The organism is Spirosoma sp. (assembly GCF_026391055.1).
GTDB lineage: Bacteria > Bacteroidota > Bacteroidia > Cytophagales > Spirosomataceae > Spirosoma.
Window position 1 is genome coordinate 466,133 of record NZ_JAPLET010000030.1, and the last position, 25,915, is coordinate 492,047.

Genomic DNA, 25,915 nt, shown 5'->3' on the forward strand with positions numbered 1-25,915 from the left:
ACGGCTTTACCAATAACCCAATAACCACTAACTAAGAAAGTCGCAACAACCCTTTTTTGTTCCATGAGCATTCTTCGCGTCGAAAATCTGACGAAAACCTATTCGAGTGGGGGGCAGGATTTAACCGTTCTGCACGGCGTCAACTTCACCCTCGAACCCGGCGATACCTTTTCCATCGTTGGCCCATCGGGCAGCGGCAAAACAACCCTGCTGGGCTTATGTGCGGGTCTGGACCGGTCTTCGTCGGGTAGCGTTTATTTGAACGACGTTCGGCTGGATACACTCAACGAAGATCAGCGGGCGGCTATCCGCAACCAGTACGTTGGCTTTATTTTCCAGAACTTCCAGTTACTACCCACGCTCACCGCCCTCGAAAACGTGATGGTGCCGCTCGAACTTCGTGGCGAAAAGGGAGCCGCCAAAGCAGCTCAGGCCCTGCTGGAACGCGTCGGGCTGGGCAAGCGCGGGCACCACTACCCTACCCAGCTTTCGGGTGGCGAGCAGCAGCGCGTATCGCTGGCCCGTGCCTTTGCCAACCGGCCTAAACTACTTTTTGCCGATGAGCCAACCGGCAACCTCGACGCCGACACCAGCGCCACCGTTGTCGATCTGCTCTTTGAACTCAACCGCGAAGCCGGAACAACCCTCGTTCTGGTCACGCACGATATGGAACTGGCCGCCCGTACTCAACGGGTTATCCGTATAAAAGGCGGAACGGTCGTTTCTGATACCGAAGAGCGAATCGGAACGCCGAATCGGAGCGAAAGAGTGAACGAGTGACAACACTCACACTAGTTCACCACCTTGGCAAATCGCTCTTTCACTATTCACTCTTTAAATTATGTCCTGGCTTTTTCGAATGGCCTGGCGCGATAGCCGCCGGAGCCGACAGCGGTTACTACTATTTATGTCGGCCATTGTGCTGGGCATTGCCGCTTTAGTAGCCATCAACTCGTTTGGCGATAACCTCGCCCGCAGTATTGACGACCAGGCACGCGAACTCCTGGGTGCAGACCTGACGCTTTCCTGGAGCCGACCACCCTCGCCGAAAACAACGAAACTGGTAAAGACAATGGGCCGCGACCGGGCCTACGAAGTTTCGTTTGCCTCGCTCGTTTCTATCCCCAAAACGGGGGGTGTCCGACTGGCGCAGGTGAAAGGGCTGGAAGGAAATTTTCCCTATTACGGAACCTGGGAAGTACAACCGGCATCGGCCATCAAATCCTTCCGGCAGGCCACAGAGCGGGTAGCGTTAGTCGACGATGGGCTGCTGGTCCAGCTTGGTGCTCAACCCGGCGACTCGGTAAGGGTTGGCAACTTGTCTTTTCTGATTGCGGGGCGGGTCACAAAAACACCGGGGCAGGCGGCCATTGCGGCTACCGTTGCGCCAACGGTCTTCATTCCAAACCAATTTCTGTCTGGTACCGGCCTGTTGCAGCGCGGCAGCCGGGTAGCCTATAAATACTATTACCAGTTTGCGCCCGGCACCAATGTAGAAAAATACATCAAGACCATCTCGGCCCGGCTGGATAAGGAAGGTATAAGCTACGACACCGTTGACGGGCGCAAGAAACAAACCGGCCGTTCCTTCGCCGACCTGACCAAATACCTTAGTCTGGTAGCCTTCGTGGCCCTTTTACTGGGCTGCGTGGGCGTAGCCAGCGCCGTTCAGCTGTACGTCAAAGAGAAGGTAACGTCGGTCGCTATCTTGCGAACACTCGGTGCCAGCGGGCGACAGGCCTTTCTGATTTACCTCATTCAAACGGCCCTGATGGGCTTGCTTGGCGCAGTTATCGGCGCACTGGCCGGGTCGGTGGTGCAGTTGCTATTACCCCGTGTATTCAGCAACTTCCTGCCGGTAACAGTCGAAACCAGCCTATCGGTCACAGCTATTCTCGGCGGCATTGGAACGGGGGTACTCATTTCAGTGCTGTTTTCGTTACTTCCGTTACTGGCCATTCGAAACGTGTCGCCCCTCCGTACGCTCCGAAGTTCGTACGAAGCCGACCTCAGCAACCGTGACCCATTCCGGTGGCTGGTTTACCTGCTGGTGCTGGGCTTTATCGTTGGTTTTGCGTATCTACAAACAAAGAATTTCATGCTGGCCGTCGGTTTTACGGGTGGGCTGGCGGTGGCCTTCGGCATTTTAACGCTGCTTGGCCTGGGGCTTATCTGGCTGGTGCGTAAGTTCTTCCCGGCATCGTGGAGCTACGTCTGGCGGCAAAGTTTGGCCAATTTATACCGACCTAACAACCAGACCCTTATCCTCGTCACCTCCATTGGTCTGGGTGCGTTTCTGATTGCAACACTTTACCTTACCCAGGGTCTTTTGCTGGGCCGGGTGGAGTTGTCGGCGAGTGGTAAACAACCCAACATGGTGCTGTTCGATATTCAGAATGCCCAGATTGCAGGCATCCGGTCGCTGGTGACGCAACAGAAGCTGCCTATTTTGCAGGAAGTGCCGGTGGTAACCATGCGCCTGAACGACATCAACGGAACCACCAATGCTGTTCCTAAGAATGCCAAAGACACGACCGCCAAAACACCCAGTTGGGCCTTCACCCGCGAGTACCGGGTTACCTATCGCGACACACTTATTTCGTCTGAAAAACTGGTATCGGGTAAAGCCCCCTACCAGGAAAACGGAGCTATTTACGTGTCTATTGAAAATGGCTTTCTGGATCGGATGCACCTAAAGCTGGGCGATACGCTCAACTTTAACGTGCAGGGTGCACCTATTCAAACAATTGTAGGCGGCACTCGTGAGGTAGAGTGGAACCGGGTGCAAACCAATTTTCTGGTCGTCTTTCCATCGGGCGTTCTGGAGCAGGCACCGCAGTTTCACGTGCTGATGACTCGCGTACCAGATAACCAAACGTCGGCGGTACTTCAGCGGGCGCTGGTTAGTAACTTCCCGAACGTGTCGGCCATCGACCTAGGTTTGATCCTGAAAACGGTCGACGAAATTCTGGGGCAAATCTCTTTTGTTATTCAGTTTATGGCCCTGTTCAGCATTCTGACGGGGCTGCTGGTTCTGGCCAGTTCGGTCGTTATCAGCAAATACCAGCGTATGCGTGAGAGCGTACTGCTGCGAACACTGGGTGCCAGCCGCGGGCAGATTCTGCGAATTACGGCACTGGAGTACGGATTGTTGGGTTTGCTGGCAGCCCTCTCGGGTATTTTGCTTTCGCTGGTCAGCACATGGAGTCTGGCCCGGTTCGTCTTCGAGGTACCCTACCAGCCGAGTACCTTTCCGCTGGTCGTCATTGCCTTCACCGTTACGGCCCTGACTGTCGTGATCGGCGTTTTCAATAGCCGCGACGTGCTGGTCAGACCACCGCTGGACGTACTACGGGCGGAGGGGTAAGACAGTGGCTCCTTCTACGTAGTTTCCCCTGTGCATCCTGCTGATCTACGGGAATATACGGCATTTACAGAACCCGTACATCCGCGCTAAAAACCGGATGAAAGAGGAGAGAACTTTGCATCATCAAACTACGCAAAACCCTCTCCTCTTTACGTCATGGAAAAAGCATTCTGGATGAACTCATGGGAATTAGAAGGCCCTTATACCAGCTTTCACCGCAAGGATATCCACCCTTACCTGATCAAACACCTTCCGCCATTCTCTCTTGAAGGTAAGTCCGTCTTCGTTCCGCTATGCGGTAAAAGCGTCGATATGATTTACTTCAGCCACTTCGCCAATCGGGTGATCGGGGTCGAACTCGTTGAGAAGGCAGTTCTCCAGTTCTTTTCCGAAAACCAATTGACATACAGGCGCGTTGGCGATCGGTTCATCTCGGGAAACATCACCATTTTCTGCTGCGATCTTTTCTCCCTAACTCCCGACGATCTTGGCCCGATCGATGTTGTTTATGATCGGGCTTCGCTGGTGGCTTTACCCAATGCCATGCGAATGCGCTACCTGCAAACCCTCGAAGAACTGACACCGGTAGGTTCACTGACCTTCCTGAATACAGTTGAATACGCCCCCACCATGCCTACCCCCCCTTTCAGCATTTCGCCCCGCGATGTTTCGTCGTACTTTCCCAACTATGTAATTAACCACGTTGAAAGTCCCGTATTACCCAATCACGGTATGGTACGGAAGTTTAACCTGTCGTTCCTGATTGAACACGGCTTTCTGATGAGGAAGCTGTATCACTCATCGGTATGGACCGATGCGGGGCAAATGACCGAAGCTGTTTAAAACGTTTCTTTTCAATGATTAATGTTGTGCCGTCTGGTTTTTGAACCGGGCGGCACAGCTGTTTAGCGCGTTTTCCACTGCATCACATCCAGCACATTGGGGCAAAAATCGTACTCTTCGGGCTGATTGGAGCCAATGAGCAGAAGCTGGTTGGCGTCGAGCTGTCGTACCTGCTCGTGGTACCAGGCGGCCCCCTGCCGGTCGAGGTTGGAGGTTGGCTCGTCGAGAATAACGATAGGTGAATTGGAGAAGAAAGCCAGACCGAGCTTAACGCGCTGCTTCATCCCCGACGAGAAGTACTTGATTTCTTTGTGCCGGGCCTGCGTTAAGAGCAACCGCTCCGCAACGGCTTCGGGGGTGAGTTTATTCCTGAACGGCTTGAACGTCTGGTGAAATGTCAGCAACTCATCCAGCGTTAGTTCTTCGACCAGTTCGACGTAAGGCGCGGCAATACTCACCTGCCGAAACCAGTTGTCGGGTTCGATGAGGGCATTGCTCTTCGTGTAGGTGAGGTTGCCTTCGGTAGCGGGCAGGTTTCCGGCAAGTAATTGAAGCAATGTAGACTTTCCGCTACCGTTTGGTCCCACAAAGGTGTAGCTCGTTCCAGCCTGGAGGGTTAAGTTTACCCGCCGAAAAATCCACTCCCGTCTGTATTTCTTACCGATCCCTTCGGCGTTGATTGTCAACATTATGTGGTATCCCGGCCTTGCGCCATGAGGGTAAAAAAGCACAAGGCTCGGCCTTGTGCCTTTTAGTTAGCTTTTTATTCCCGCTCTGCGTTACTGGTTGACGGGCCCTTCATAATCCCGCGCTCCGACGATCGGATAAAGTTCACAATTTCGTCGCGTTCATCAGATGGGGGCAGCTCAAGTTCGATTTGTGTCAGGGCATCGGCGTTGTTCAGGCCGCGCAGGTAGATATACCGATAAATCTCCTGAATCTGGTTGATCTGCTCGTTCGTATACCCCCGCCGACGGATACCTACCGAGTTAATACCGGCATAGGTAAGCGGCTCTCGGGCGGCCTTGGAGAAGGGCGGAACATCTTTCCGAACCAGGGAGCCTCCCGAAATAAACGCGTGAGCACCGATACGGGTAAACTGAAGTACCGAACTTGACCCGCCGATAATTGCCCAGTCGCCCATAAAGACATGCCCCGCCATCTGCACGTTATTTGTAATAATGCAGTAGTTACCAATCCGGCAATCGTGCGCTATGTGCGCATACGCCATCACCAGGCAGTTGGCACCAATTTCCGTCTTCCAATGCTCCTCCGTTCCCCGGCTAATGGTAGCGTACTCCCGAATGGTCGTGTTGTCGCCAATGTACGTTCGGGTATACTCATTGTTAAATTTCAAATCCTGGGGTGTTGCCGAGATAACGGCTCCCGGATAAATTTTACAATTGCGGCCAATGCGAGCCCCTTCGTTGATAACGGCGTGAGAACCAATCCAGGTCCCTTCGGCAATCTCAACGTCTTTATGGATAATAGCAAATGGCTCGATTACCACGTTCTGCGCTATTTTCGCTTCAGGGTGGATATAAGCTAATGGTTGAATCATGTTTTTTACGATGAATGATGAAGGATGAATGAAAACGGTTTCATCATTCATCATTTCTTTTTAACCAGGCTGGCAATCATGTCTGCTTCACAAACCAACTGATTGGCTACATAGCCCCGGCCCTGCATTTTTACAATACCGCGCTTCATGGGTGATGTGAACTCACACTTAAAGATTACCGTATCGCCGGGCAAAACGTTGCGCCGGAACCGGCAGTTTTCGATACCTACCAGAAACGGCCAGTAGTTCTCCGGGTCGGGAACGGTACTAAGAACCAGAATACCACCCGTTTGCGCCATCGCTTCGAGCTGCATGACACCCGGCATAACCGGATTTCCGGGAAAATGGCCCGGAAAAAACGGTTCGTTCATGGTCACGTTTTTAATCCCGACTACGCTGTTTTCGTCCAGCGCAATGATCTTATCGATCATCTGAAATGGGTAGCGGTGCGGCAGCAGCTGCGAAATCCGGTTGATATCGAGAACCGGCGGTTGGGTAGGATCGTACTTGGGGACCTGGTTAACCGCGTTCTTCTGAATCAGTTTCTTGATTTTTTTGGCAAACGCCACGTTGGCCGCGTGGCCGGGCCGGGCGGCCAGAATCTGCGCCTTGATGGGTCGGCCAATGAGAGCCAGATCACCCACCATATCGAGCAGTTTATGGCGGGCCATTTCGTTCGGGTAGTGCAGTTCCAGATTGTTCAGAATGCCCTCCTGTTTGTTGACACTTACCTTCGGCTTCTTGAGCAGATCGGCCAGGTAGTCCAGTTCGCCATCTTTCACTTCCCGATCCACAATAACAATGGCATTGGTCAGGTCGCCCCCTTTAATGAGGTTCTGTTTGTACAGCGCTTCCAGTTCGTGCAGAAAAACAAACGTCCGGCAGTTGGCAATCTGCTCTGGAAACTGGCTGATGTCGTTCAGGTACGCGTGCTGACTGCTGATTACCCGCGAGTTATAGTCGACCATCACCGTAAGCCGATAATCATCCAGCGGCAAGGCGGCCAGTTCGATGTCTTTCTCCGGATTGCGGTAATGAACGTATTCGCTTACTTCGAAATAGTTACGGCTGGCGTTCTGCTCCTCAATACCGGCTTCACGCAGGGCATTGATGAACTGAATGGACGACCCATCCATAATGGGCGGTTCGGGGCCATCCAGCTGAATCAGGACGTTATCCAGCTGTAAACCAACCAGAGCCGCCAGCGTATGCTCAACGGTATGAATCCGTGCGCCACTCTGCTCGATGGTCGTTCCCCGCGACAGGTCCACCACGTTATCCACGTCGGCATCCACAATGGGCTGCCCCGGCAGGTCGATGCGCTGGAATTTATAGCCGTGGTTTGTTGGTGCGGGCAGGAAAGTCATGGTTGCAGAGACCCCTGTGTGCAGGCCCACGCCCGATACCGATATGGATTTCTGAATCGTCTGTTGTTTGGTATTCATTATTCTTTTTCAGTTCTCAGTTTACGGTTCTTGGGCTTCTGGCTGGCGGATAGGCGGTGTCTTCTCGCGGCAGCCAGCCACAAACCATACACGGTGAATTATAAACCATAAGCCGTAACTTATTTTGCATTTTTCTTTTCCAGATTCGTCAGCCGTTGTTCCAGGGCCGGCAATTTCCGGAATATGGCCAATGAACGCATACTTTCTTTCAGACCGAAAGCAGGCGAACTATTGAGGGATGTTCCTTCTTCGTACACATTTTTACCAACACCCGACTGAGCACCTACTTTGGTGCCGTTAGCAATGGTCAGGTGACCGGCAAAGCCAACCTGTCCGGCGATAACGCAGTTCTGACCAAGCTTCGTCGATCCCGAAATACCAGTCTGCGCGGCAATGACTGTGTTCTCACCAATGTCGACATTATGCCCGATCTGAATCAGGTTGTCCAGTTTAACCCCTTTGCGAATAATGGTAGAGCCCATGGTAGCGCAGTCGATGGTTGTGTTTGAACCGACATTGACAAAATCTTCCAGGATCACGTTGCCCAGTTGCGGAATGGTCTTGTAGCTACCATCGGGCTGAGGAGCAAACCCAAACCCTTCACTGCCAATAACGGCATTGGGATGAATCACGCAGCTTTTTCCGATAACGCAGTCGTCGAGAATACGGGCACCGGGATGGATGATGGTGTTATCGCCAATGCAGACGTTGTTGCCAACATACGCATGTGGATGTATCTTCACATTCCGACCAATCCGGCAGTTCTGACCGATGTACGAAAAAGCACCCCGGTAGATATGGTCACCAATCTGACAGCCTTCACCCATGTAGGATGGCTGCTCAACTCCTGCTTTGGCAAAACTCAGTTGCCTGTAGTATTCCTCCAGCAGCTGCGTAAAGGCTGAGTAGGAATTTTCCACAAAAATCAGGGAGGACAAAACAGGCTTTTTCGGCTGAAACGAACGATCAACAATCACCGCCGATGCCTGAGTTGTATACAGAAACGGTTCATATTTAAGATTCGACAGAAACGAAATATCGCCTGGCTTTCCTTCTTCAATTTTGGCTAATCCCGTGATTGCCAATGTATCATTTCCGGCGACTTCGCCCCCCAGCAGTGTGGCAATCTGCTTGACTGTAAACTTCATATGCGTATGACGGCCGTCGCAAAACACTCGATTTTAGCGAGCGATTGGGCCGCTAAGGTAGCTAACAAATTGCACTTTGCGGATAAAATCGACCGGAAATAGTTCGTAAGTTGGTAAGTTACCCATTCTGGGTTTACCTATTGTAGTCAGTTACTGACTCACCGGTTTACTCAACAATGTCAATTCTTTTGCCCAACAGACGTAATAGCGCCGTACGATGTTGGTAAGCACCTGAATATTCGATAAGTCGGAGGCATCGGCAATGTCGATAACTTTTCCTGATTTGAGTTTGATACTGATCCGGTCGCCGGAGGGTAGGTAAGCGGCATTGGTCGCCTGTCCTTCAACCAGAAAATAAGAAAGCTCCTCATCAGTTAACCCCAGTTGATGCAGTTGCTTTTCCAGCTCGGCGAGTAGTTCAGCGGCAAAGGGCTCTGTCGACAACATAATTTTAAACAGCCTCCGGTCGAGCAGCATTTGGCAAAGTGTCGACAGGACAAAATCTGGATGCCGAGCCCATTGCTTGATGCAGAACCAGATATCAAAATCGTCGAGCCGGGTAAAGGCATCTAAATAGGTTTGATTCGTTCGAAAATCGGCCAGCGAAATACTATCCTGCAAGAACAGCCGAAACGATTCCGGTGCAAAAACGGCCTCGGCGCCAGTCTGCCGAATCAGAAAACGCGCCCGCCGTAAAATCTGAATCAGCATCGACTCGGCGCAAATCGAGGTTTTATGTAGATACACCTGCCAGTACATCAGCCGACGGGCATTCAGGAAATTTTCGACGCTTAAAATTCCTTTGGCTTCCACCACCAGCTGATCGTTTACCAGATCCAGCATTTTAATGATTCGCTCGGCCCCGATGGCTCCTTCGGCCACACCCGTATAGTAGCCGTCGCGGTTGAGATAATCCATTCGATCCATATCCAGCTGACTCGATATCAACTGATGAAAAAAGGGGCGCTCGTAGGTCCCCTCAAACATTCGGATGGCCAGCGAGAGAGCCCCATTAAATTGCTGGTTGAGTTCACGCATGAGCAGTAGCGAAATTTCCTCGTGAGGTACATCTTCCAGCAGGCAACATTCCAGCACATGCGAAAACGGCCCATGCCCAACGTCGTGCAGTAAAATAGCAATCTGGGCAGCTTCGCATTCTTCCGTACTAATACTGTGGCCCTTGCTTTGCAGGGTACTCATCGCTTGTCCCATCAGGTGCATGGCGCCCAGAGCGTGATGAAAGCGGGTATGCAGAGCCCCTGGATAAACGTATTCCGATAAACCTAACTGCTTGATACGCCGAAGACGCTGAAAGTAAGGATGCTCAACCAAATCGAAAAGTAATTCGGTCGGGATCGTGATAAACCCGTAAACGGGATCGTTGAGAATTTTCTTTTTGTTAGGCGCTGACATTCAGCAAAGATACCGGACAGGATTGCAGGATTAACAGGATTATAGACCGAAAAACCGGTCAACTCTGCAATCCTGTCAAAAATTTTGTAAATTTGCATGCTGAACCTGAGCAATCAATCAGCAACGGGCTTGTAACTCAGTTGGTTAGAGTGCCTGACTCATAATCAGTAAGTCCCTGGTTCGAGTCCAGGCTGGCCCACAACAAAAAAAGCCGCACAACAGAGATGTTGAGCGGCTTTTTTTGTTTATTCCCGTCCGGTTTAACGGCTTATAGGCTCCCCCCCCTCAGCTACTGTGAAAAAGTCGATTACATTTCTCTATTCGTCCGCCATCAGCGTACTGGCTTTATTTTTTACCAGTAGTGTTACGCAAGCTCAGAAGTTTGCCAGGGGTGCCGATGTAGGCTGGCTTCAGCAGATGGAAGCCACTGGCTATGTGTTCTATAACGACAAGGGCGTGGCGCAGGACTGCTTTCAGATACTGAAAGATAGAGGCATCAATTCGGTCCGGTTCCGGGTATTCGTTAATCCATCGGCCGATAAGGTCAACGGCCATTGCGGCCGGGACGAAGTTGTTATAATGGCCAAACGAGCGAAGGCTTTTGGCTTTCGAATCATGATCGACTTTCACTACAGCGATACCTGGGCCGACCCCGGCCATCAGCTCAAACCAGTTGCCTGGGCCAAGCACAGCTTCAGTCAATTAAAGACCGATGTATATGACCACACCCTCGATGTCATAAAAGCCTTAAAAGCCAGCGGTATTACGCCGGAGTGGGTTCAGATTGGTAACGAAATAGGAAATGGCATGTTATGGCCCGATGGCAGCACAACGAACTATCCGCAGCTAGCCCAATTAATTACCAGCGGCTATAAGGCCGTGAAAGCAGTTAGCCCAACGACCAAAGTAATTGTTCACCTCGAAAGCGGTAATGACAACGCCAAGTTCAGAACGTTTTTCGATAACGTAACTGTCCATGGAGCCCGGTTCGATGTCATCGGCCTGTCCTATTACCCATACTGGATCGGTTCAGATTATACCGCATCCATTGGCAATCTGGCGGCTAACCTCAACGACATGGCGAGCCGGTATGGTAAGGACGTGATTGTGGCCGAAGTGGGTGACGATTATACCGCTGTGCAGAAGACCTACGACATGCTCGTTGCCGTGCAGAAGGTTGTGAAAGCCGTACCCGGTTCGAGCGGGCTGGGCGTTTTTTACTGGGAGCCGGAAGGCGCCAAAAGCTGGAGTAATTACCAGTTAAACGCCTGGGGCGACGATGGCAAGCCCACCAGAGCGCTCGATGCCTTCCTGACCGAAATACCAGTCCCCCGGTAACCTCTCATTGGGGTGTTCATAAAAAAAGCCCGGCTATGGCCGGGCTTACACAGTAAGATAAACAGACGTGTGCGCATCATCTTACTTTGCACACACCTTTCACGGTATAATCGCCATAAACGGATCGTTCAACACTGATTTTGTACTGACCGTATCCCTCAACAAATCGGATCGATTTCATAACAAACCGATTTAGCCCAAGCGAGCTGTCATTGTCCGTTGTTATGTCTTCAATCATACGGAAATTATCAAACAGGAAGTCGGCGAAGCCTTCCGTTTGCATTAATACGTGACTTACAGCCACATAGCCCATAAAGGACTCAACAGTAGAATTAACGTTAATTACGGTTGCGGTGAGTGCTTCTTCTAAAATCATAGTTTATATTTTTTTGAAACAATATACGCCATATATGTATATAGGTAAAATAGGCAACATCAAAAATAGTCTCTTGCTGACGAAAATCATCTGATTAGATATAAAAAAGCCTTCATATCATTGAAATATGAAGGCTTTTTTAGAATGAGCGGACGGCAAATTTTCCTTAACCTAGGTTGGGTACTGCCATTCACCCCGGTAAGCACGGCTCAGGAGTTTATTTGCTTCAGGATCGTTCGGAATCTGACTCCCATCCCATTCCACACTCCGACCGAGTTTCATAGACAGCATACCCAGCAAGGCCATATTAGTAGAACGGTGACCAATTTCAATATCGCAAACGGGTAGTTTCTTGGTTTTGATACTATCCAGAAAATTGGCCCAGAGCAAAGCAATATTCTGATCATCGGGTTTATCCAGTTGCGCATCCTGATGGATAACAGGCTTTTTCGAATCAGATGGGTAGAACGTCCAGCCATCGAGCCAGCCCTGGTGGAACGTACCTTCTGTGCCGTAGAAGTACACACCTACGGCCTGCTGTGGATGTGTTTTCTCGGCATTGTTAGCCCCAAACGTCCGGTGTTCCCAAACAGCGGTGAAATCGTCGAATTCAAAGGTTGCCACCTGGTGGTCGGGGGCGTCGGTACTGTCTTTCTTAATGGCTCGCCCGCCGGTTGAGTACACCTTGCGCGGGTGATTTTGCTCCGTTATCCATAAAATCTGGTCGAGCCAATGAATGCCCCAGTCACCGAGGGTACCGTTTGCGTAGTTCAGGTAGTTACGCCAGCCCCGTGGGTGCATGGTTGGGTTGAAGGACCGGAGGGGTGCCGGTCCGCACCACATGTTCCAGTCCATTTCTTTCGGGACTTCGGCATCGGGTGTAAGCTGACCAGCCCCACCGCCATAATGCACAAACGCCCGCGCCATACCGATCTTGCCCAGCTTGCCCGATCGAAGGAATTCCCTACCCGACACGTTGTGGGGCGATACGCGCCGGTGCATACCTACCTGACAGATACGCCCCGTTTGCCGGGCCGTTTTTACCATAGCTTTCCCTTCATTGATGGTATGGCTGATGGGCTTTTCGACATATACGTGAGCGCCTGCTTTCATAGCCTCAATAGCCACCAGCGGGTGCCAATGGTCGGGGGTAGCGACGATAACGATTTCGGGTTTCTCGGTCGCAATCATCTCCCGATAATCCCGGTATAGCTTCGGCTGGTCGGACGTTAGCTTACTGAGTTCCTCGCTGGTCTTTTTAAGCTGACGCGTATCAACATCACAAAGGGCCACAATTTTCGATTCGCCCGCCTGCACGGCGCAACGCAGAATGTTGCCGCCCCACCAGCCAGCCCCAACAACGGCTGTCCGGTATTTTTGAGGAGCCTTACGGGTAATAAACGCCCGAACCTCAGCGGGATCAGTAATCAGCGAGGCTCCGGCAAGAACGGATGTCTTCAGGAAATCAGTACGGTTCATCGGGTAAGGCAAGATTGCCCGGAATTGGTTAAAATGACGTTGAGACAGCCTTCACTGCCAGTATCCATTCAACCAAAGCAGGGTTTTCTGTTTTTTTACCATCAATTACCCAAACCAGCTACCAACGGCCTACCGGCCAGTGCCTGCATCAGCAAAGCGGTAACTATTATGAAGTAGACCGCTGCTATGATAATAACCTGGCGCGGTTGCCGGGCAATGTAATACCCGAACAAGGGAATAAGCTGTAGTGCGTGCCTGCAAAAAAAATGTGCAATCCGAAGGTCAACGTAGCGGCTACTCCAGTTCAGGGCAGGCAGACCCGGATCACCGTCGGAGCACCAACAGTGTGGGCCATGCGACCGGCCATCAGGAACCCTTCTAACGCAAAAACAACAAACAGCAAAATTCCCAACCGGATACCCCATATATAAGCCGTACGAATAGCCGCTGTATCGAGCCGAAAAAAGAGGTACCCAATGTAGGCTGTCCACGCGGTAAACGCCGTACTGGCGATGCTCATCAGGCCAAACAGAAAGCCATCCGCTGGCGTACACACATTAAAATGTGACACTTTACCCCGGCTGGCCTGCCAGATGGTAATACCTAGCTTTAGGCAAACACGGCGACGAACATCCAGGTGTAGGCCTCTATTAAGCGTAGCCGCTACGCATAACTACCCTAATTGGTACAGGACGGTGTTCCTCTCCTATGATGATGTAAAAAAAGTGGTCATTACATTGTCGTTAAAGGGAATGTTAGACCGATAGCTGCCGGGTGCGAATAACACGAATCAACCAGTAGAGCAGCAACCCAACCGGCCCCAGCATGAAGCAGAAAAATAAAGGAAGTACAATCAGCCACTGGGGAATGGCTTTTTCCTGTGCATCCCGCACAACGACCGTTCCAGCTACCAGATCGAAGGCTAAGTAATGCACCCATCCAGCTAGCATAACGCCATCGCCCCCGTTTGAAAAGAGGCCTTTAACTCCCGCCAGAGTGCCGAAAGCCGCGAAATCGACCGGACCTCCGCCGAACAGATAGATGACGTAAATGATCGCCAACACCACCGGAATCAGGTATGAGTTCATCAACCATTTCGTCACGAACCAGCGGGGCGCAAAAATCATCAGCATCCATTGCGGCAACACAAGGGTACTGGCAAGGCTAAAAACGGCTTCGGGAGTCATGGTTATTGGTGGAGTACGTGATTGGTTAAGTACGTGGAGTGGTTAAGTAGTGGAGTAAGTACAGGGGTTGTTAAGGCGTAGCTGGTAACTATATACTTAGTCCGCTCTACCTACTTCACTACTTAACAACCTTAGCTTGTCCCAGAACCCGCAACAGATTACCACCCCAGATCTTGGCGATGTCGGCTTCCGAGTAGTTCCGGCGGACGAGTTCGACGGTCAGGTTCTCGATTTCACTCACGTCTTCGAGCCCATTAACACCCCCGCCCCCATCGAAGTCCGAACCAATGCCCACGTGGTCGATACCCACCAGTTTAACGATGTGATCGATGTGATCGATAATATCCGACAGGCTGGCTCGTTCAGAGGCATATACTTTAGATACCGAGTCGCTCATAGCCGTCATTCGTGCTTCCATTTCCGGCGTCACGACTTTACCGACCCGCGCCATGCGTATTTTGGTTTTGGCAGCCCGGTTGGCATCGGAAGGCTTCTTTAAGTAATCGCTCACGAAGTTGACTTGCACCACACCCCCTTTGGCGGCAATAGCTTTGATCATATCGTCAGTCATGTTTCGCGGGAAATCGCACAACGCCCGGCAGTTGGAGTGCGATGCAATAACGGGCGCTTTGGAGAGCGCCAGCGCGTCATAAAAGGTGCTGTCGGCCACGTGCGACACATCGATGAGGATGCCCAGGCGGTTCATTTCGGGTACTACCTGCTTACCGAAATCACTCAGACCGCCGTAGATCGGGCCGTCGGGGTCGGTCGATGAATCGCCGATGAGGTTGTTGGCGAAGTGAGTCAGGGTCATGTATCGGCAGCCCAGATCATAGTAGGTCTTGAGCATCGACAGGTCTTTCCCGACCGGGTAACCGTTTTCCATCCCGATAAATACCGCCCGTTTACCGGCTTTCTTGATTCGGTAGGCATCGGCGGGTGTGGTCGCCAGTTCGGCCAGATTTGGGTATTTTTTCAGGGCTTTGTGAATCAGGTCGAACTGGTTCAGCGCATTGCGTTTGGCTTCGGCATGGCCTTCGTCGGTACGCGGCCCCTGTGAGGTATATACGGCAAAGAACATAGCGTCCATGCTCCCTTTTTTCATGCGCGGAAAGTCGATCTGCGAGCCGTCGCGTTTGGTATCGTGCGAAGCGCCCACATCGAAACCGGGCTTCTGCAGCATAATTGGTGCATCGGCGTGAGTATCGAGCGTTAGCACGCGCTGGTGAATTTTATGGGCTTTTTTGGTGATCGGATCGTCGTTGCCGGGAGAAATTGCGCTAAACGAGCTGAATGTAAGTAGTATTGACAGAACGGTAGAGATCATAATGAGTCAGGTTGTAGTAGAAAAAGACATTCTTTCGAAACTACACATTGCCTCTCTGAATATCAAACTTTCATCCGAAACGTGCTGTTATGGCACTACCTTTGTGGCACCGCAATTTAAGTAGCAGGAGTGAGTACCAGGAGTGAGGAGGGCTGGCGCATACTTTTTGCTGACCCCGGTCTATTGGTGTGGTCAGCCCTCCTCACTCCTGGTACTCACTTCTACTACTCACTTTTTCTTTATTTACCCATGTCCGTCGTTCCCTATAAAGATAAAGACACCTCCAAGCGCGAGCAGGTTGCGGAGATGTTCGATAGTATTTCGCCGAAGTATGACTTATTGAACCATGTTCTGAGTGGTGGTATAGATATTCTGTGGCGTAAACGAGCCATCCGCGAACTCCGGAAAGCGTCTGCTCAATCCCCCAAACGCATCCTCGACATAGCCACCGGTACCGGCGATTTCGCCCTGGAGGCCCTGGCATTAAAGCCCGAGAAAGTTGTAGGAATGGACATTTCGGAAGGGATGCTCTCGGTGGGCCGCGAGAAAATGAAGAAGCGTGGCGTCGACCAGATTATCGAAATGCGCTCAGGTGATTCAGAAGGATTGCCCCTGCCAGACAATGATTTCGATGCTGTCATCGTTGCATTTGGTGTGCGTAACTTCGAGAATCTGCTGAAAGGTCTGACCGACATGCACCGTGTAACGCGCCCCGGTGGTGTGTGCGTCGTGCTGGAGTTCTCGAATCCGCGCCAGTTTCCGTTTAAACAGCTTTACAGTTTTTACTCCAGTACCATTCTGCCGCTCATCGGGCGTGTAGTAAGCAAAGACTCGTCGGCCTATACCTACCTACCTGAATCGGTACAGGCGTTTCCTGATGGTCCTGACTTTCTGCGCATTTATGAAGCGGCCGGATTCAAAAACACCAAATGGATACCGCTCACCTTCGGCGTTGCGTCAATTTACATCGGCCACAAGGCCTAATTCCGGCTGGTTCATCTCGAACCAATGCTGTCTTACTACCCATAACTGCCCGACTATCGGTGCAGACCGGCTTCCTTTTGTTGCTGTTTAGTCTCGTTTCGGTCAGCACACAGGCCCAAACGAGCTACAAATACATACGAAAACACCTTGAGCGGTACGATGACAAGACCATTCATTACGGTTTTTTCTTTGCCGCTCCGATTACCCGATTCAGCGTTACACACAGCCCGCAATTTCTGACGGCGGATTCGGCCTATCGTATCTATTCGCCGAATAAACCAGCATTTCGTGTTGGGTTTGTTGTCAATGCCTATTTAAACGACCGCTTCGATCTGCGGCTTACACCCTCGGTATCCCTGTTTAGCCGGGAGGTCCAGTACGATTATCCGGGCGGCACGTCAAAGACGGAAATTCGGGAATCGACCTGGATTGATTTCCCGCTGTTGCTCAAATACAAATCTGAACGGCGCAACAACAGCCGGATGTATCTGCTGGCGGGCGGTACGTTCAGCGTTGAGAGTAACGTGCGCCGAAAAGAGACGCAAGGTATAAGCCGACTGAGTACCAGCACGATGGATTTTGCGGTTGAATATGGTTTTGGCTTCGAGCAGTTTTTCGAGTATTTTAAATTCGCACCCGAAATCCGCTTCTCCCATGGGCTCGTTAATCTTTACCGTCCTGGCACCAATGCCGCTAGTATAGGGATCAATAAACTAACCACGCACTCGGTAACGCTTTACTTAAATTTCGAGTAGAAAAAGATCACTGTCAATCAGGCAATTAAAAAATAATTCACTTTTTTTTGGCCTCAGGCTTGCATAAAGGCATTTTAGGCTCTTATATTTGCACTCCCAAACGACGACAATCGCAAGGGAAAATATAAAGAAAAGGGAGTTTAGCTCAGCTGGTTCAGAGCATCTGCCTTACAAGCAGAGGGTCGGCGGTTCGAACCCGTCAACTCCCACCAGAATAAAAAGGCACTTATCAGAAATGGTAAGTGCCTTTTCGTTGTTAGGTACAACAACCGTTTTACATTTCATTTGTAGACTCCCAAAAGGTAGACTGGTAGGATCAAAGGCCATTAACGCTATGCTATAGAATGGAAGAAGAACCCCAAAATCCATTTGCAAAAAAGGACAGAAGTCCACGAAAAGGAAAGAACATTCAATGGCATCAATAAGAATTAGAACGCCAAACACACTTGAAAGAAATTTGGCGGTTGCCCATTGACGAGCGACGGAAACAAGCCGATGGCCGGCAATCGGTACAGCGACGCTGGGACTGTGAAGCCGGTGGTTTTTACAGTGATTAGGAACACGACCGTCGTATTCAGGAACTGATGAAATCATATAAGGCTATATGATTGGTCTATAGTTACTCGTTTTGTTTTCTAAAACTCGCCAGATGGCGTGTATTAGAAACTATTACCTTCCTACAAACCACAGTTTTATTGTAGGCGGGTAAAGCTAGGCATAGTGATATACTCTGTCCAACTCCAACGTCTGCCGCATGTATACGGTTGGTTACCAGCTTCGAGTAGTGCCAATCACTTACCTAAAATCGGATAGACAACATCGTAAATAGCACAAAAAAAAGGCTGTTCGAACAGCCTTTTTTTCGTGCTAACATTTCCAAATAATCCCTACTTAGGTAACAAAAAATAGAACACACAACCAATTATTCTTAAATCGTAAACTCCTACTAATACACTATATACCAAACAATTATTATCACAAAAATAAGATAACCATCAGCAATCGTTGAATGATTTCAATAAGTAATTAAGAGCTTATCAGTAACATTATATAACAATATAAACATTTAATATAAATTTGTCTATATCATATTTATACAGTATTAATCATACGCAATGAAAGACTTTTTAAGAATAATATATTGATTTTATATATTATAACGTACTTTTGCCCCGAAATTAAAACTCAATTAAAACACTTTATCGGTAACACTTCATGGGAAAATTTATATTGGGCAGTTGGCTTCTGGCCCTTCTATCCTGTTTACCCGCTCTGGCGCAGGATTTTACGGTGAGTGGCCGGGTAACATCCTCCGAAGACGGGGGCGGGCTGCCCGGCGTAAGCGTACAACTTAAAGGAACAACGCGCGGCACCACCACCGACGCCGAAGGCAACTATCGGTTAAACGCGCCCGCTACGGGCCGGTTGGTATTCAGCTTCATTGGCTATGCGTCTCAGGAGATTGCCATAGGTAACAAGTCGACCATCACGGTGAACATGGTGCCCGATGCCGCTAATCTGGACGAGGTTATCGTAACCACCTTTGGTACGGCAAAACGGGCATCCTTTACGGGTTCGGCGGGTACGCTGTCACCAACGCAGATTCAGAATCGTGGCGTTAGTAACGTGGCACAGGCACTTTCGGGTGCGGTATCTGGCGTTCAGACAACGGCCGGCAGCGGTCAGCCGGGCTCTGCTCCCGAAATTCGTATCCGGGGCTTCGGCTCTATCTCGTCGGGAAATGACCCACTGTATGTGGTAGATGGCATTCCGTATTCGGGCAATATTGCCAACATCAACCCGAGCGATATCGAAAGCGTGTCGGTGCTGAAAGATGCGGCCTCAACCGCCCTTTACGGTGCGCGAGCGGCTAATGGCGTGGTGGTCGTAACGACAAAAAAAGGCCAGAAAGACCGGAGTACCATCAACGTGCGCTATACACAGGGCTTTAGCAGCCGGGGTCTGCCCGAATACGACCGGGTTGGCGTTGGCGAGTACTACCCGCTGATGTGGGAAACCTACCGAAACAGCATTGCCTACCGGGCCACTAACCCCGTTGCGCTGGCAACGGCAAACGCCGATGCCACAAACCGCCTGGTTAGTCTGGTCGGCTACAATGTATACAACGTACTCGGCAATCAGCTGGTTAATACCGACGGGCAGTTCAACCAAAACGCCCAGCTTCTGTTTTCGCCCGACGATCTGAACTGGGAGAAGCCGATTACGCGTCAGGGGAACCGGCGTGAGCTGAACGTAAGCTTCGCTGGCGGACAGAAAAACTCCGACTATTTTGTGTCCTTGGGTTACCTCAACGACAAAGGGTATCTGATCCGCTCCGACTTCGAGCGGTTTACGGGCCGGATCAACATCAACTCTCAGATGAAACCCTGGTTTCGGGTAGGAGCCAACCTATCGACGACCATCTCGAAATCCAACCAGGCAGATGCCGATGGCAGCACCAACTTTGTGAACCCGTTCTTTTTCTCGCGAAATATCGGCCCTATTTATCCTGTATACGCGTACGACCCGAATAATGTCGGCCAGTTTCTAACGCTGCCGAACGGTCAGCGACGCTGGGATTACGGAAACCTGACGTCCTTGGGCTTACCTGCCCGACCCCAGTTCGGTGGTCGCCATTCGGTTGCGGAGACGTTGCTGAACCAGAATTTTCTGCGTCGTAACGTACTGGGCGCACGAGGCTTCGCCGAAGTTTCGTTCCTGAAAGATTTCAAGTTCTCGGTGAACGTCGGTACGGACATTACCAATACGAATGTGTTCACCTATGGCAACCCCGAAGTGGGTGACGGTGCTCCGGCGGGCCGTGCGAACCACCAGTTTCAGAACATCACTAGCTTCAACCTCAACCAGTTGCTGAACTACAACAAGTCGTTTGGAAAAAATACGTTCGATGTGCTGCTGGGCCACGAGAACTTCAGCATCAACGACAACAACCTGGAAGGGTCGCGTTCGCAGCAAATTGTAGATGGCAACTACGAGTTAGGCAACTTCACAACCACAACCTTTCTGTCGTCGGTATACAACACGCGTCGGGTGGAGGGCTATTTCTCCCGTATCAACTACGACTACGACCAGAAGTACTTTCTCTCCACTTCGGTTCGACGCGATGGCTCAAGTAAGTTCTACCGGGATTCCCGCTGGGGTACGTTCTACTCCGTGAGTGGCGCGTGGCGTATCGACCAGGAAGATTTCCTACGGGCTATCCCAACCATCAACTCCATGAAATTACGGGCTTCGTATGGTCAGACCGGTAATGATGGCGGAGGAAATACGGCGGCTTTTGCCCAGGACAATACCATCAGTTATTACGCCTGGCAGCCTTTGTTCGGCTTAGGGAGCTGGAACAACGCATCGGAAGCGGGTATTCTGCAAACGAGCCTTGGCAACCAGAACCTGGCCTGGGAATCGAGCAACTCCTTCGATGCCGCTCTGGAGTTCAGCCTGTTCAAAGGACGTGTTTCCGGCACGGTCGAGTACTTCGACCGACGGTCGTCCAACCTGATCTTCGCCGTACCCTTACCCCTGTCGGATGGCATTTCGACAGTTACCCGAAATATCGGCACGATGTACAACCGGGGTATGGAGGTTGAACTGGGCATTGAACCCATCCGTACGAAGGACTTTACCTGGCGCATCGACCTGAACGCCACCCGTGTGAAAAACCGGATTACGAAGATGCCCGATGAAAATCCCGAAATTATTGATGGCACGAAAAAACTAGCCGTTGGCCGGTCTATCTATGACTACTGGCTCCGCGAATACATGGGTGTGAACTCAACAACGGGCGAAGCACAATACCGGGCGGCAAACTATGTGGCGTCGAACTCCCGTATTACCGAAGGCGGTGACACGCTCACAACCAGCGTCAATAATGCACGCTACCATTACAGCGGCTCGTCGATCCCCGCAGTGTCGGGTGGGTTTACGAATACCTTCCGCTACAAAGGCATTACCCTATCGGCGCTGACTGTGTATCAGTTAGGCGGTAAGACCTACGATGGAGCTTACGCAGCCCTGATGAGTTCGGGCGGGTATGGCAGCGCTAAATCCGTCGACATTCTGAACCGGTGGCGGAACCCCGGCGACATCACCAACGTGCCTCGCATGGACGCTGGACGCACGTCGGATTTTGATGCCGCATCGGACCGCTGGCTCACGAATGCCAGTTACCTGAACCTCCGTACCGTAACGCTTTCGTATGCGTTGCCCGCTACCTTGTCGCGTAGAGCCTTCCTGGAGAATGCGCAGGTGTACATCACTGGCGAGAACTTCCTTATCCTGTCTCACCGGAAAGGGATGAACGTTCAGCAAACCTTCACGGGGGTAACCAGCAACGTATTCAGCCCCGCCAAGAGTATTATTCTGGGTGTTTCATTTACGCTTTAAGTTTCAGACAATTCATGAAAGCAAGATATCTAACTATAGTACTAGCGCTAGGCCTGCTGACAACAGCCTGCGAAAAAGAATATCTGGAAACGGCACCCACCGCCAGTATCGATGCCGGGGCGGCCTATTCCACCACAAAAAATGCCGCCAGTGCCATCAATGGTATTTACAGGGCTATGGTTGTCCGGTACCTGAGCTCGCAGGGGCACTTTGGTCATCCGGCCATGATGATCATCATCGACGCCCTAGGTGAAGATCTGCTTCTGAGCAATACGTCAAATACCTGGCACTTGCCCGAACAGCGCTGGCAGGCTCACCGCTCGGAAACATCAGTGGGCGATCAGCTACCTTACGAGCTGTATTACCGGGTAATCGGCAATGCCAACATTGGTATTGCTAGTATCGACAATGCCGCAGGCGCTCAGTCGGAGCGCAATCAGGTTAAAGGAGAAGCGCTGGCGTTACGGGCGTTCTCGTATTTTAATCTGGTACAACTTTATGGAAAGCGGTACGATGCTGCGGCCAAACCCAATAGCCAGTTGGGCGTACCGCTGGTGTTGACGCCCACCACCGAAGGGCTGCCCCGGGCCACCGTTGAGGAAGTGTATACGCAGATCAATAAAGATCTGACCGATGCCGCCACCCTGCTCACATCGGCTCGTTCTTTCAAGTCGCATATCAACCTGGAGGTGATCAAAGGCTTGCAGGCGCGGGTAGCCCTGACCCAGCAGAACTGGGCCGATGCCGCAAAATTTGCCGCCGAAGCCCGCAAAGGTTTTTCGCTGATGAGTATTGCCCAGTATCAGGAAGGTTTCTCGGACATAGGTAATCCCGAGTGGATGTGGGGATTCGATCACGTCGAAGATCAGTCGGAGTTTTTCGGCGCGTTTCATTCCTACATGTCCAGCAACTACAATTCCACCAATATCCGGGTAACGCCAAAGGCCATCAACAGCCTGTTATACGACCAAATTCCGGCTACGGACGTGCGGTCGAAAATGTGGGTAAAAACGCCAACGGCGGCTAACTCAATTGTGCCAACGGGTGGTGTACGGGTTCCTTACATGAACCAGAAATTCCGACTACCGGGTACACCCTCTACCAGCGCCATGGGCGATATTCCGTACATGCGGGTGGCCGAAATGCACTTGATCGAAGCCGAAGCGCAGGCGCAGTTGGGAAATGCTACGGCAGCCGCCAGCGTGCTGTTCGATCTGGTTAGCAAACGTGATCCTTCGTACAAGTTATCGACCAGTACGGGTAGCACGTTGCTCAACGAAATCCTGTTCCAGCGTCGTATCGAACTGTGGGGCGAAGGCTTCCGGTTCACGGATCTGAAGCGCATGAACATGGCTCTCAACCGGAACGGTACAACCAACACCAGTTCGGCAGTGGTTGTCCTCTTCGACGTACCTGCCGGCGATGTTCAATGGGAGTTTCTGATTCCCCGTCGGGAAATCAACGCAAACAAAGCCATCGTTCAAAATCCGCTGTAAGTGCTCGTTTGGCATCAGCCGGACCACGCTATCAAATCGGCACCGAAGCAGTTCGGTGCCGATTTTCTGTTTCAGGACTATCCTAGTCCAGACGGACGTGCCAACTCATCGATGGTAAGAAACTGACTCGCAGACGCTTTTAGGAATAACTTCCCGACAACCGCCCCCTGCTCTTTAGTTTTCACTCCTGCCTACTGTTTTAGAGATCATGAAAAAAGTAATAGTTCTGCTCCTGATCCTTGCAGCCTGTACAGCACAGGCTCAGTCATCGCTGTGGCATCCTCAGCCCTGGCCGGTATTAAAACGCTACGATCAGCAACACCTTACCCGCATTGCCCTGCCGCTGGGTGGCATTGGTACGGGAACCGTCTCCCTCGGCGGACGTGGGCAGTTGCAGGATTGGGAGATCATGAACCGCCCGGCCAAAGGATATAGTACCGTACTGACGGGTAATACGGCCCCCTTCTTCGCCATTCATGTACTGGAAGTCAAAAAGACAAAAGCCCTGCTCGGCCCGCTTGAATCGCACGAATACCAGCACATGGAAGGTCGGCCTGTCGATCATCATGGCCTTCCCCGCTTTGCCAACGCCAGTTTCGAAACGGCGTATCCCTTCGGGCAGGTTAGCCTGAGTGATGCCGCCATGCCAGTTTCTGTACGAATAAAGGGCTTCAACCCACTCATCCCCGCCGATGCCGACGCCAGTGGATTACCCATTGCCGTCCTGACGTACGAAGTGACCAACACCGGCAACGAACCCCTAACGGTTTCCATTTGTGGGTCGATGCATAATTTTATCGGGCGCGACGGCAGCAAAAATCATAAATCCTGGAAAGGGGAACTGGAGCCGCAGGGAGCGAAACAGAACCGCAATCAGTTTCGGCAGGAGAACGGTCTTACCGGCATCTATATGTATTCCGATGGGGTCGATAAAGCCGATCCGGCCTGGGGTACCGTTGCCCTCACCACCGCCGAATCGGAAGGCGTAAGTTACCGTACGTCGTCCGTAACAAATGCCTGGGAAAACGCCCTACTCGATTTCTGGGATGATTTCAGCGACGATGGAAAACTAACCGAAAAGAAAACCCCGGCCGACGAAGACCCGATGGCTTCGCTGGCGGTGCAGAAGAAGATCGGGCCAAACCAGACCCAGGCGTTCACTTTTTTCCTGACCTGGCACTTCCCCAACCGCTTCGGCTGGTCGAAGGACCGTGTAGGCAACTATTATACCACGCAGTACAAAGACGCCTGGGCCGTGGCCGACAAAACCGTCCCGCTTTTACCGAAGCTGGAACAGAAAACAATGCAATTTGTCAACGCGCTGGTTCAGAGCAGCTACCCCGACGAGGTGAAAGAAGCGGCTTTATTCAACACCAGTACCTTGCGCTCACAAACGGTTTTCCGAACGGAAGATGGCCGCCTGTTTGGCTGGGAGGGTGTTATGGACGATGTGGGTTCCTGCCAGGGGTCGTGTACCCACGTCTGGAATTACGAACAGGCAACCCCGTTTCTGTTCGGCAATCTGGCAAAAACCATGCGGGATGTTGAGTTCAACTACGCTATGGACAACACCGGGCTCATGAGTTTCCGGGTGGGCTTACCGCTGCAAAAAGGCTTTGGTGGTGGCGTAGCAGCCGCCGATGGGCAAATGGGTACGATCATGAAGTTTTACCGCGACTGGCAGCTTTCCGGCGATACCGATTTCCTGCGTAAGAACTGGCCGCAGGTCAAACAGGCGCTGGCGTTTGCCTGGATACCGGGTGGCTGGGATGCCGACCGCGATGGCGTGATGGAAGGCGCGCAGCACAACACCATGGACGTGGAGTATTTTGGTCCTAATCCGCAGATGCAGCTCTGGTACCTGGGCGCGCTGAAAGCCGCTTCGGCAATGGCGACGGCCATGAATGACCGTTCGTTTGCCCAAACCTGCGACCAGATTTTCCAGAAAGGCAGCACCTGGACAGACGCCAACCTGTTCAATGGAGACTATTACGAGCAGCAGGTCATCTCCCCGGCGGGCCACCTGATTGCCAAAGGCACCTTTTCGGGTTTTAACAAGGTAGAACAGAACGACCCGGCCTACCAGCTGGCCAAAGGTTGCCTAGTCGATCAATTGGTGGGGCAGTTCATGGCGCACGTTTGCGGACTGGGTTACCTGGTGAACCCGGATCACGTGAAAACGACGCTGAAATCTATTCTGAAGTACAACTACCGGGCCTCCATGACCGACCATTTCAACAATATGCGGTCGTATGCGCTGGGCGATGAAGCGTCGCTGCTGATGGCAAGCTGGCCCAAAGGACGCCCTAAAGTACCGTTTCCCTATTTCTCGGAAGTGATGACCGGCTTCGAGTACACAGCAGCCATCGGTATGTTGTACGAAAACCAGACCGAGCCGGGTCTGCTCTGCATCCGCAACATCCGCAATCGGTTCGACGGCAGCAAACGCAACCCGTTCGACGAAGCGGAGTGTGGCCACCATTATGCCCGCGCCATGGTTAGCTGGGCCACTACTCTGGCCCTGAGTGGTTTCCATTACTCGGGCGTAAGCCAGATTATGCAGTTCAACGGTCAGGAGGGTACTTACTTTTGGTCGAACGGCTACGCATGGGGAACGTGTACCAAGACAAAACAAGCCGATAAGCTACAGGTCAAGCTAACGGTTCTGCAGGGTCAGTTACTACTTAAAAACCTGGAAATTGGCAACAAACGACTAGTTGCCAGAAGCTTGAAGGAGGGCGAAAGTTTCGCTGGTACGCTGAGTATGGAGAAGTAATGAGCTGACGTTGTAG

Annotated in this window: 19 protein-coding genes and 2 tRNA genes; 11 read left to right on the forward strand and 10 right to left on the reverse strand. The window is 51.6% G+C overall.

The window, feature by feature from the left end; genetic code table 11:
* The first annotated feature begins 63 nt into the window (after positions 1-63).
* The 3 genes from NT073_RS30950 (at position 64) to NT073_RS30960 (ending at position 4,210) form a co-directional block, all read left to right on the forward strand.
* Positions 64-780, forward strand: a complete 717-nt coding sequence (locus NT073_RS30950; RefSeq protein WP_297381888.1) for an ABC transporter ATP-binding protein — start codon at positions 64-66, stop codon at positions 778-780.
* Between the two features lie 79 nt (positions 781-859).
* A complete protein-coding gene (locus tag NT073_RS30955) occupies positions 860-3,367 on the forward strand; it encodes an FtsX-like permease family protein (RefSeq protein WP_297382167.1) in 2,508 nt (835 codons plus the stop codon).
* Positions 3,368-3,523: 156 nt separating this feature from the next.
* A complete protein-coding gene (locus NT073_RS30960) occupies positions 3,524-4,210 on the forward strand; it encodes a thiopurine S-methyltransferase (protein ID WP_297381890.1) in 687 nt (228 codons plus the stop codon).
* Positions 4,211-4,272: 62 nt separating this feature from the next.
* Here the strand turns inward: NT073_RS30960 and NT073_RS30965 are convergent, their stop codons facing one another.
* From NT073_RS30965 to NT073_RS30985, 5 genes are all read right to left on the reverse strand, one after another.
* Entirely contained in the window at positions 4,273-4,899 is a 627-nt protein-coding gene (locus tag NT073_RS30965; protein WP_297381892.1) for an ABC transporter ATP-binding protein, read from the reverse strand.
* A 74-nt stretch (positions 4,900-4,973) separates the two neighbouring features.
* Positions 4,974-5,771, reverse strand: a complete 798-nt coding sequence (gene lpxA, locus NT073_RS30970) for an acyl-ACP--UDP-N-acetylglucosamine O-acyltransferase (protein WP_297381893.1) — start codon at positions 5,769-5,771, stop codon at positions 4,974-4,976.
* A gap of 50 nt (positions 5,772-5,821) precedes the next feature.
* Positions 5,822-7,216 carry a bifunctional UDP-3-O-[3-hydroxymyristoyl] N-acetylglucosamine deacetylase/3-hydroxyacyl-ACP dehydratase gene (locus tag NT073_RS30975; protein ID WP_012930933.1) on the reverse strand — a complete coding sequence of 465 codons (1,395 nt, stop codon included), beginning with the start codon at positions 7,214-7,216 and terminating at the stop codon, positions 5,822-5,824.
* 119 nt (positions 7,217-7,335) lie between these two features.
* Positions 7,336-8,364 carry a UDP-3-O-(3-hydroxymyristoyl)glucosamine N-acyltransferase gene (lpxD, locus tag NT073_RS30980; protein ID WP_297381895.1) on the reverse strand — a complete coding sequence of 343 codons (1,029 nt, stop codon included), beginning with the start codon at positions 8,362-8,364 and terminating at the stop codon, positions 7,336-7,338.
* 150 nt (positions 8,365-8,514) lie between these two features.
* Positions 8,515-9,777 (reverse strand): HD domain-containing protein, encoded by a 1,263-nt coding sequence (locus NT073_RS30985; protein WP_297381896.1) that lies wholly within the window; start codon positions 9,775-9,777, stop codon positions 8,515-8,517.
* A 125-nt stretch (positions 9,778-9,902) separates the two neighbouring features.
* Here NT073_RS30985 and NT073_RS30990 point away from each other — a divergent pair.
* Positions 9,903-9,976: transfer RNA gene (locus NT073_RS30990), tRNA-Ile, on the forward strand.
* 95 nt (positions 9,977-10,071) lie between these two features.
* Positions 10,072-11,115, forward strand: a complete 1,044-nt coding sequence (locus tag NT073_RS30995; protein WP_297381897.1) for a glycosyl hydrolase 53 family protein — start codon at positions 10,072-10,074, stop codon at positions 11,113-11,115.
* 76 nt (positions 11,116-11,191) lie between these two features.
* Here the strand turns inward: NT073_RS30995 and NT073_RS31000 are convergent, their stop codons facing one another.
* From NT073_RS31000 to NT073_RS31020, 5 genes are all read right to left on the reverse strand, one after another.
* Positions 11,192-11,491, reverse strand: coding sequence for a hypothetical protein (locus tag NT073_RS31000; protein WP_297381898.1), 300 nt, complete (start codon positions 11,489-11,491; stop codon positions 11,192-11,194).
* A 171-nt stretch (positions 11,492-11,662) separates the two neighbouring features.
* Positions 11,663-12,970 carry a Gfo/Idh/MocA family oxidoreductase gene (locus NT073_RS31005; protein ID WP_297381900.1) on the reverse strand — a complete coding sequence of 436 codons (1,308 nt, stop codon included), beginning with the start codon at positions 12,968-12,970 and terminating at the stop codon, positions 11,663-11,665.
* Between the two features lie 304 nt (positions 12,971-13,274).
* Positions 13,275-13,541 carry a hypothetical protein gene (locus NT073_RS31010; protein WP_297381902.1) on the reverse strand — a complete coding sequence of 89 codons (267 nt, stop codon included), beginning with the start codon at positions 13,539-13,541 and terminating at the stop codon, positions 13,275-13,277.
* A 184-nt stretch (positions 13,542-13,725) separates the two neighbouring features.
* Positions 13,726-14,157 (reverse strand): ABA4-like family protein, encoded by a 432-nt coding sequence (locus NT073_RS31015; RefSeq protein WP_297381903.1) that lies wholly within the window; start codon positions 14,155-14,157, stop codon positions 13,726-13,728.
* Positions 14,158-14,275: 118 nt separating this feature from the next.
* A complete protein-coding gene (locus NT073_RS31020; RefSeq protein WP_297381905.1) occupies positions 14,276-15,484 on the reverse strand; it encodes a dipeptidase in 1,209 nt (402 codons plus the stop codon).
* A 249-nt stretch (positions 15,485-15,733) separates the two neighbouring features.
* Between NT073_RS31020 and ubiE the strand changes: the two genes are divergently transcribed.
* The 6 genes from ubiE (at position 15,734) to NT073_RS31050 (ending at position 25,899) form a co-directional block, all read left to right on the forward strand.
* Positions 15,734-16,468, forward strand: coding sequence for a bifunctional demethylmenaquinone methyltransferase/2-methoxy-6-polyprenyl-1,4-benzoquinol methylase UbiE (gene ubiE, locus NT073_RS31025; RefSeq protein ID WP_297381907.1), 735 nt, complete (start codon positions 15,734-15,736; stop codon positions 16,466-16,468).
* Positions 16,414-17,223 carry a porin family protein gene (locus NT073_RS31030; RefSeq protein ID WP_297381909.1) on the forward strand — a complete coding sequence of 270 codons (810 nt, stop codon included), beginning with the start codon at positions 16,414-16,416 and terminating at the stop codon, positions 17,221-17,223. The genes ubiE and NT073_RS31030 overlap by 55 nt, the downstream gene beginning before the upstream one ends.
* Positions 17,224-17,357: 134 nt before the next feature.
* Positions 17,358-17,435: transfer RNA gene (locus NT073_RS31035), tRNA-Val, on the forward strand.
* A 1,003-nt stretch (positions 17,436-18,438) separates the two neighbouring features.
* Positions 18,439-21,627 (forward strand): TonB-dependent receptor, encoded by a 3,189-nt coding sequence (locus NT073_RS31040; protein WP_297381911.1) that lies wholly within the window; start codon positions 18,439-18,441, stop codon positions 21,625-21,627.
* Between the two features lie 14 nt (positions 21,628-21,641).
* Positions 21,642-23,123, forward strand: coding sequence for a RagB/SusD family nutrient uptake outer membrane protein (locus NT073_RS31045; protein ID WP_297381912.1), 1,482 nt, complete (start codon positions 21,642-21,644; stop codon positions 23,121-23,123).
* 208 nt (positions 23,124-23,331) lie between these two features.
* The gene (locus tag NT073_RS31050; RefSeq protein ID WP_297381914.1) at positions 23,332-25,899 is read left to right on the forward strand and encodes a GH116 family glycosyl-hydrolase; all 2,568 of its coding nucleotides are present in this window, start codon (positions 23,332-23,334) and stop codon (positions 25,897-25,899) included.
* Positions 25,900-25,915: the final 16 nt, after the last annotated feature.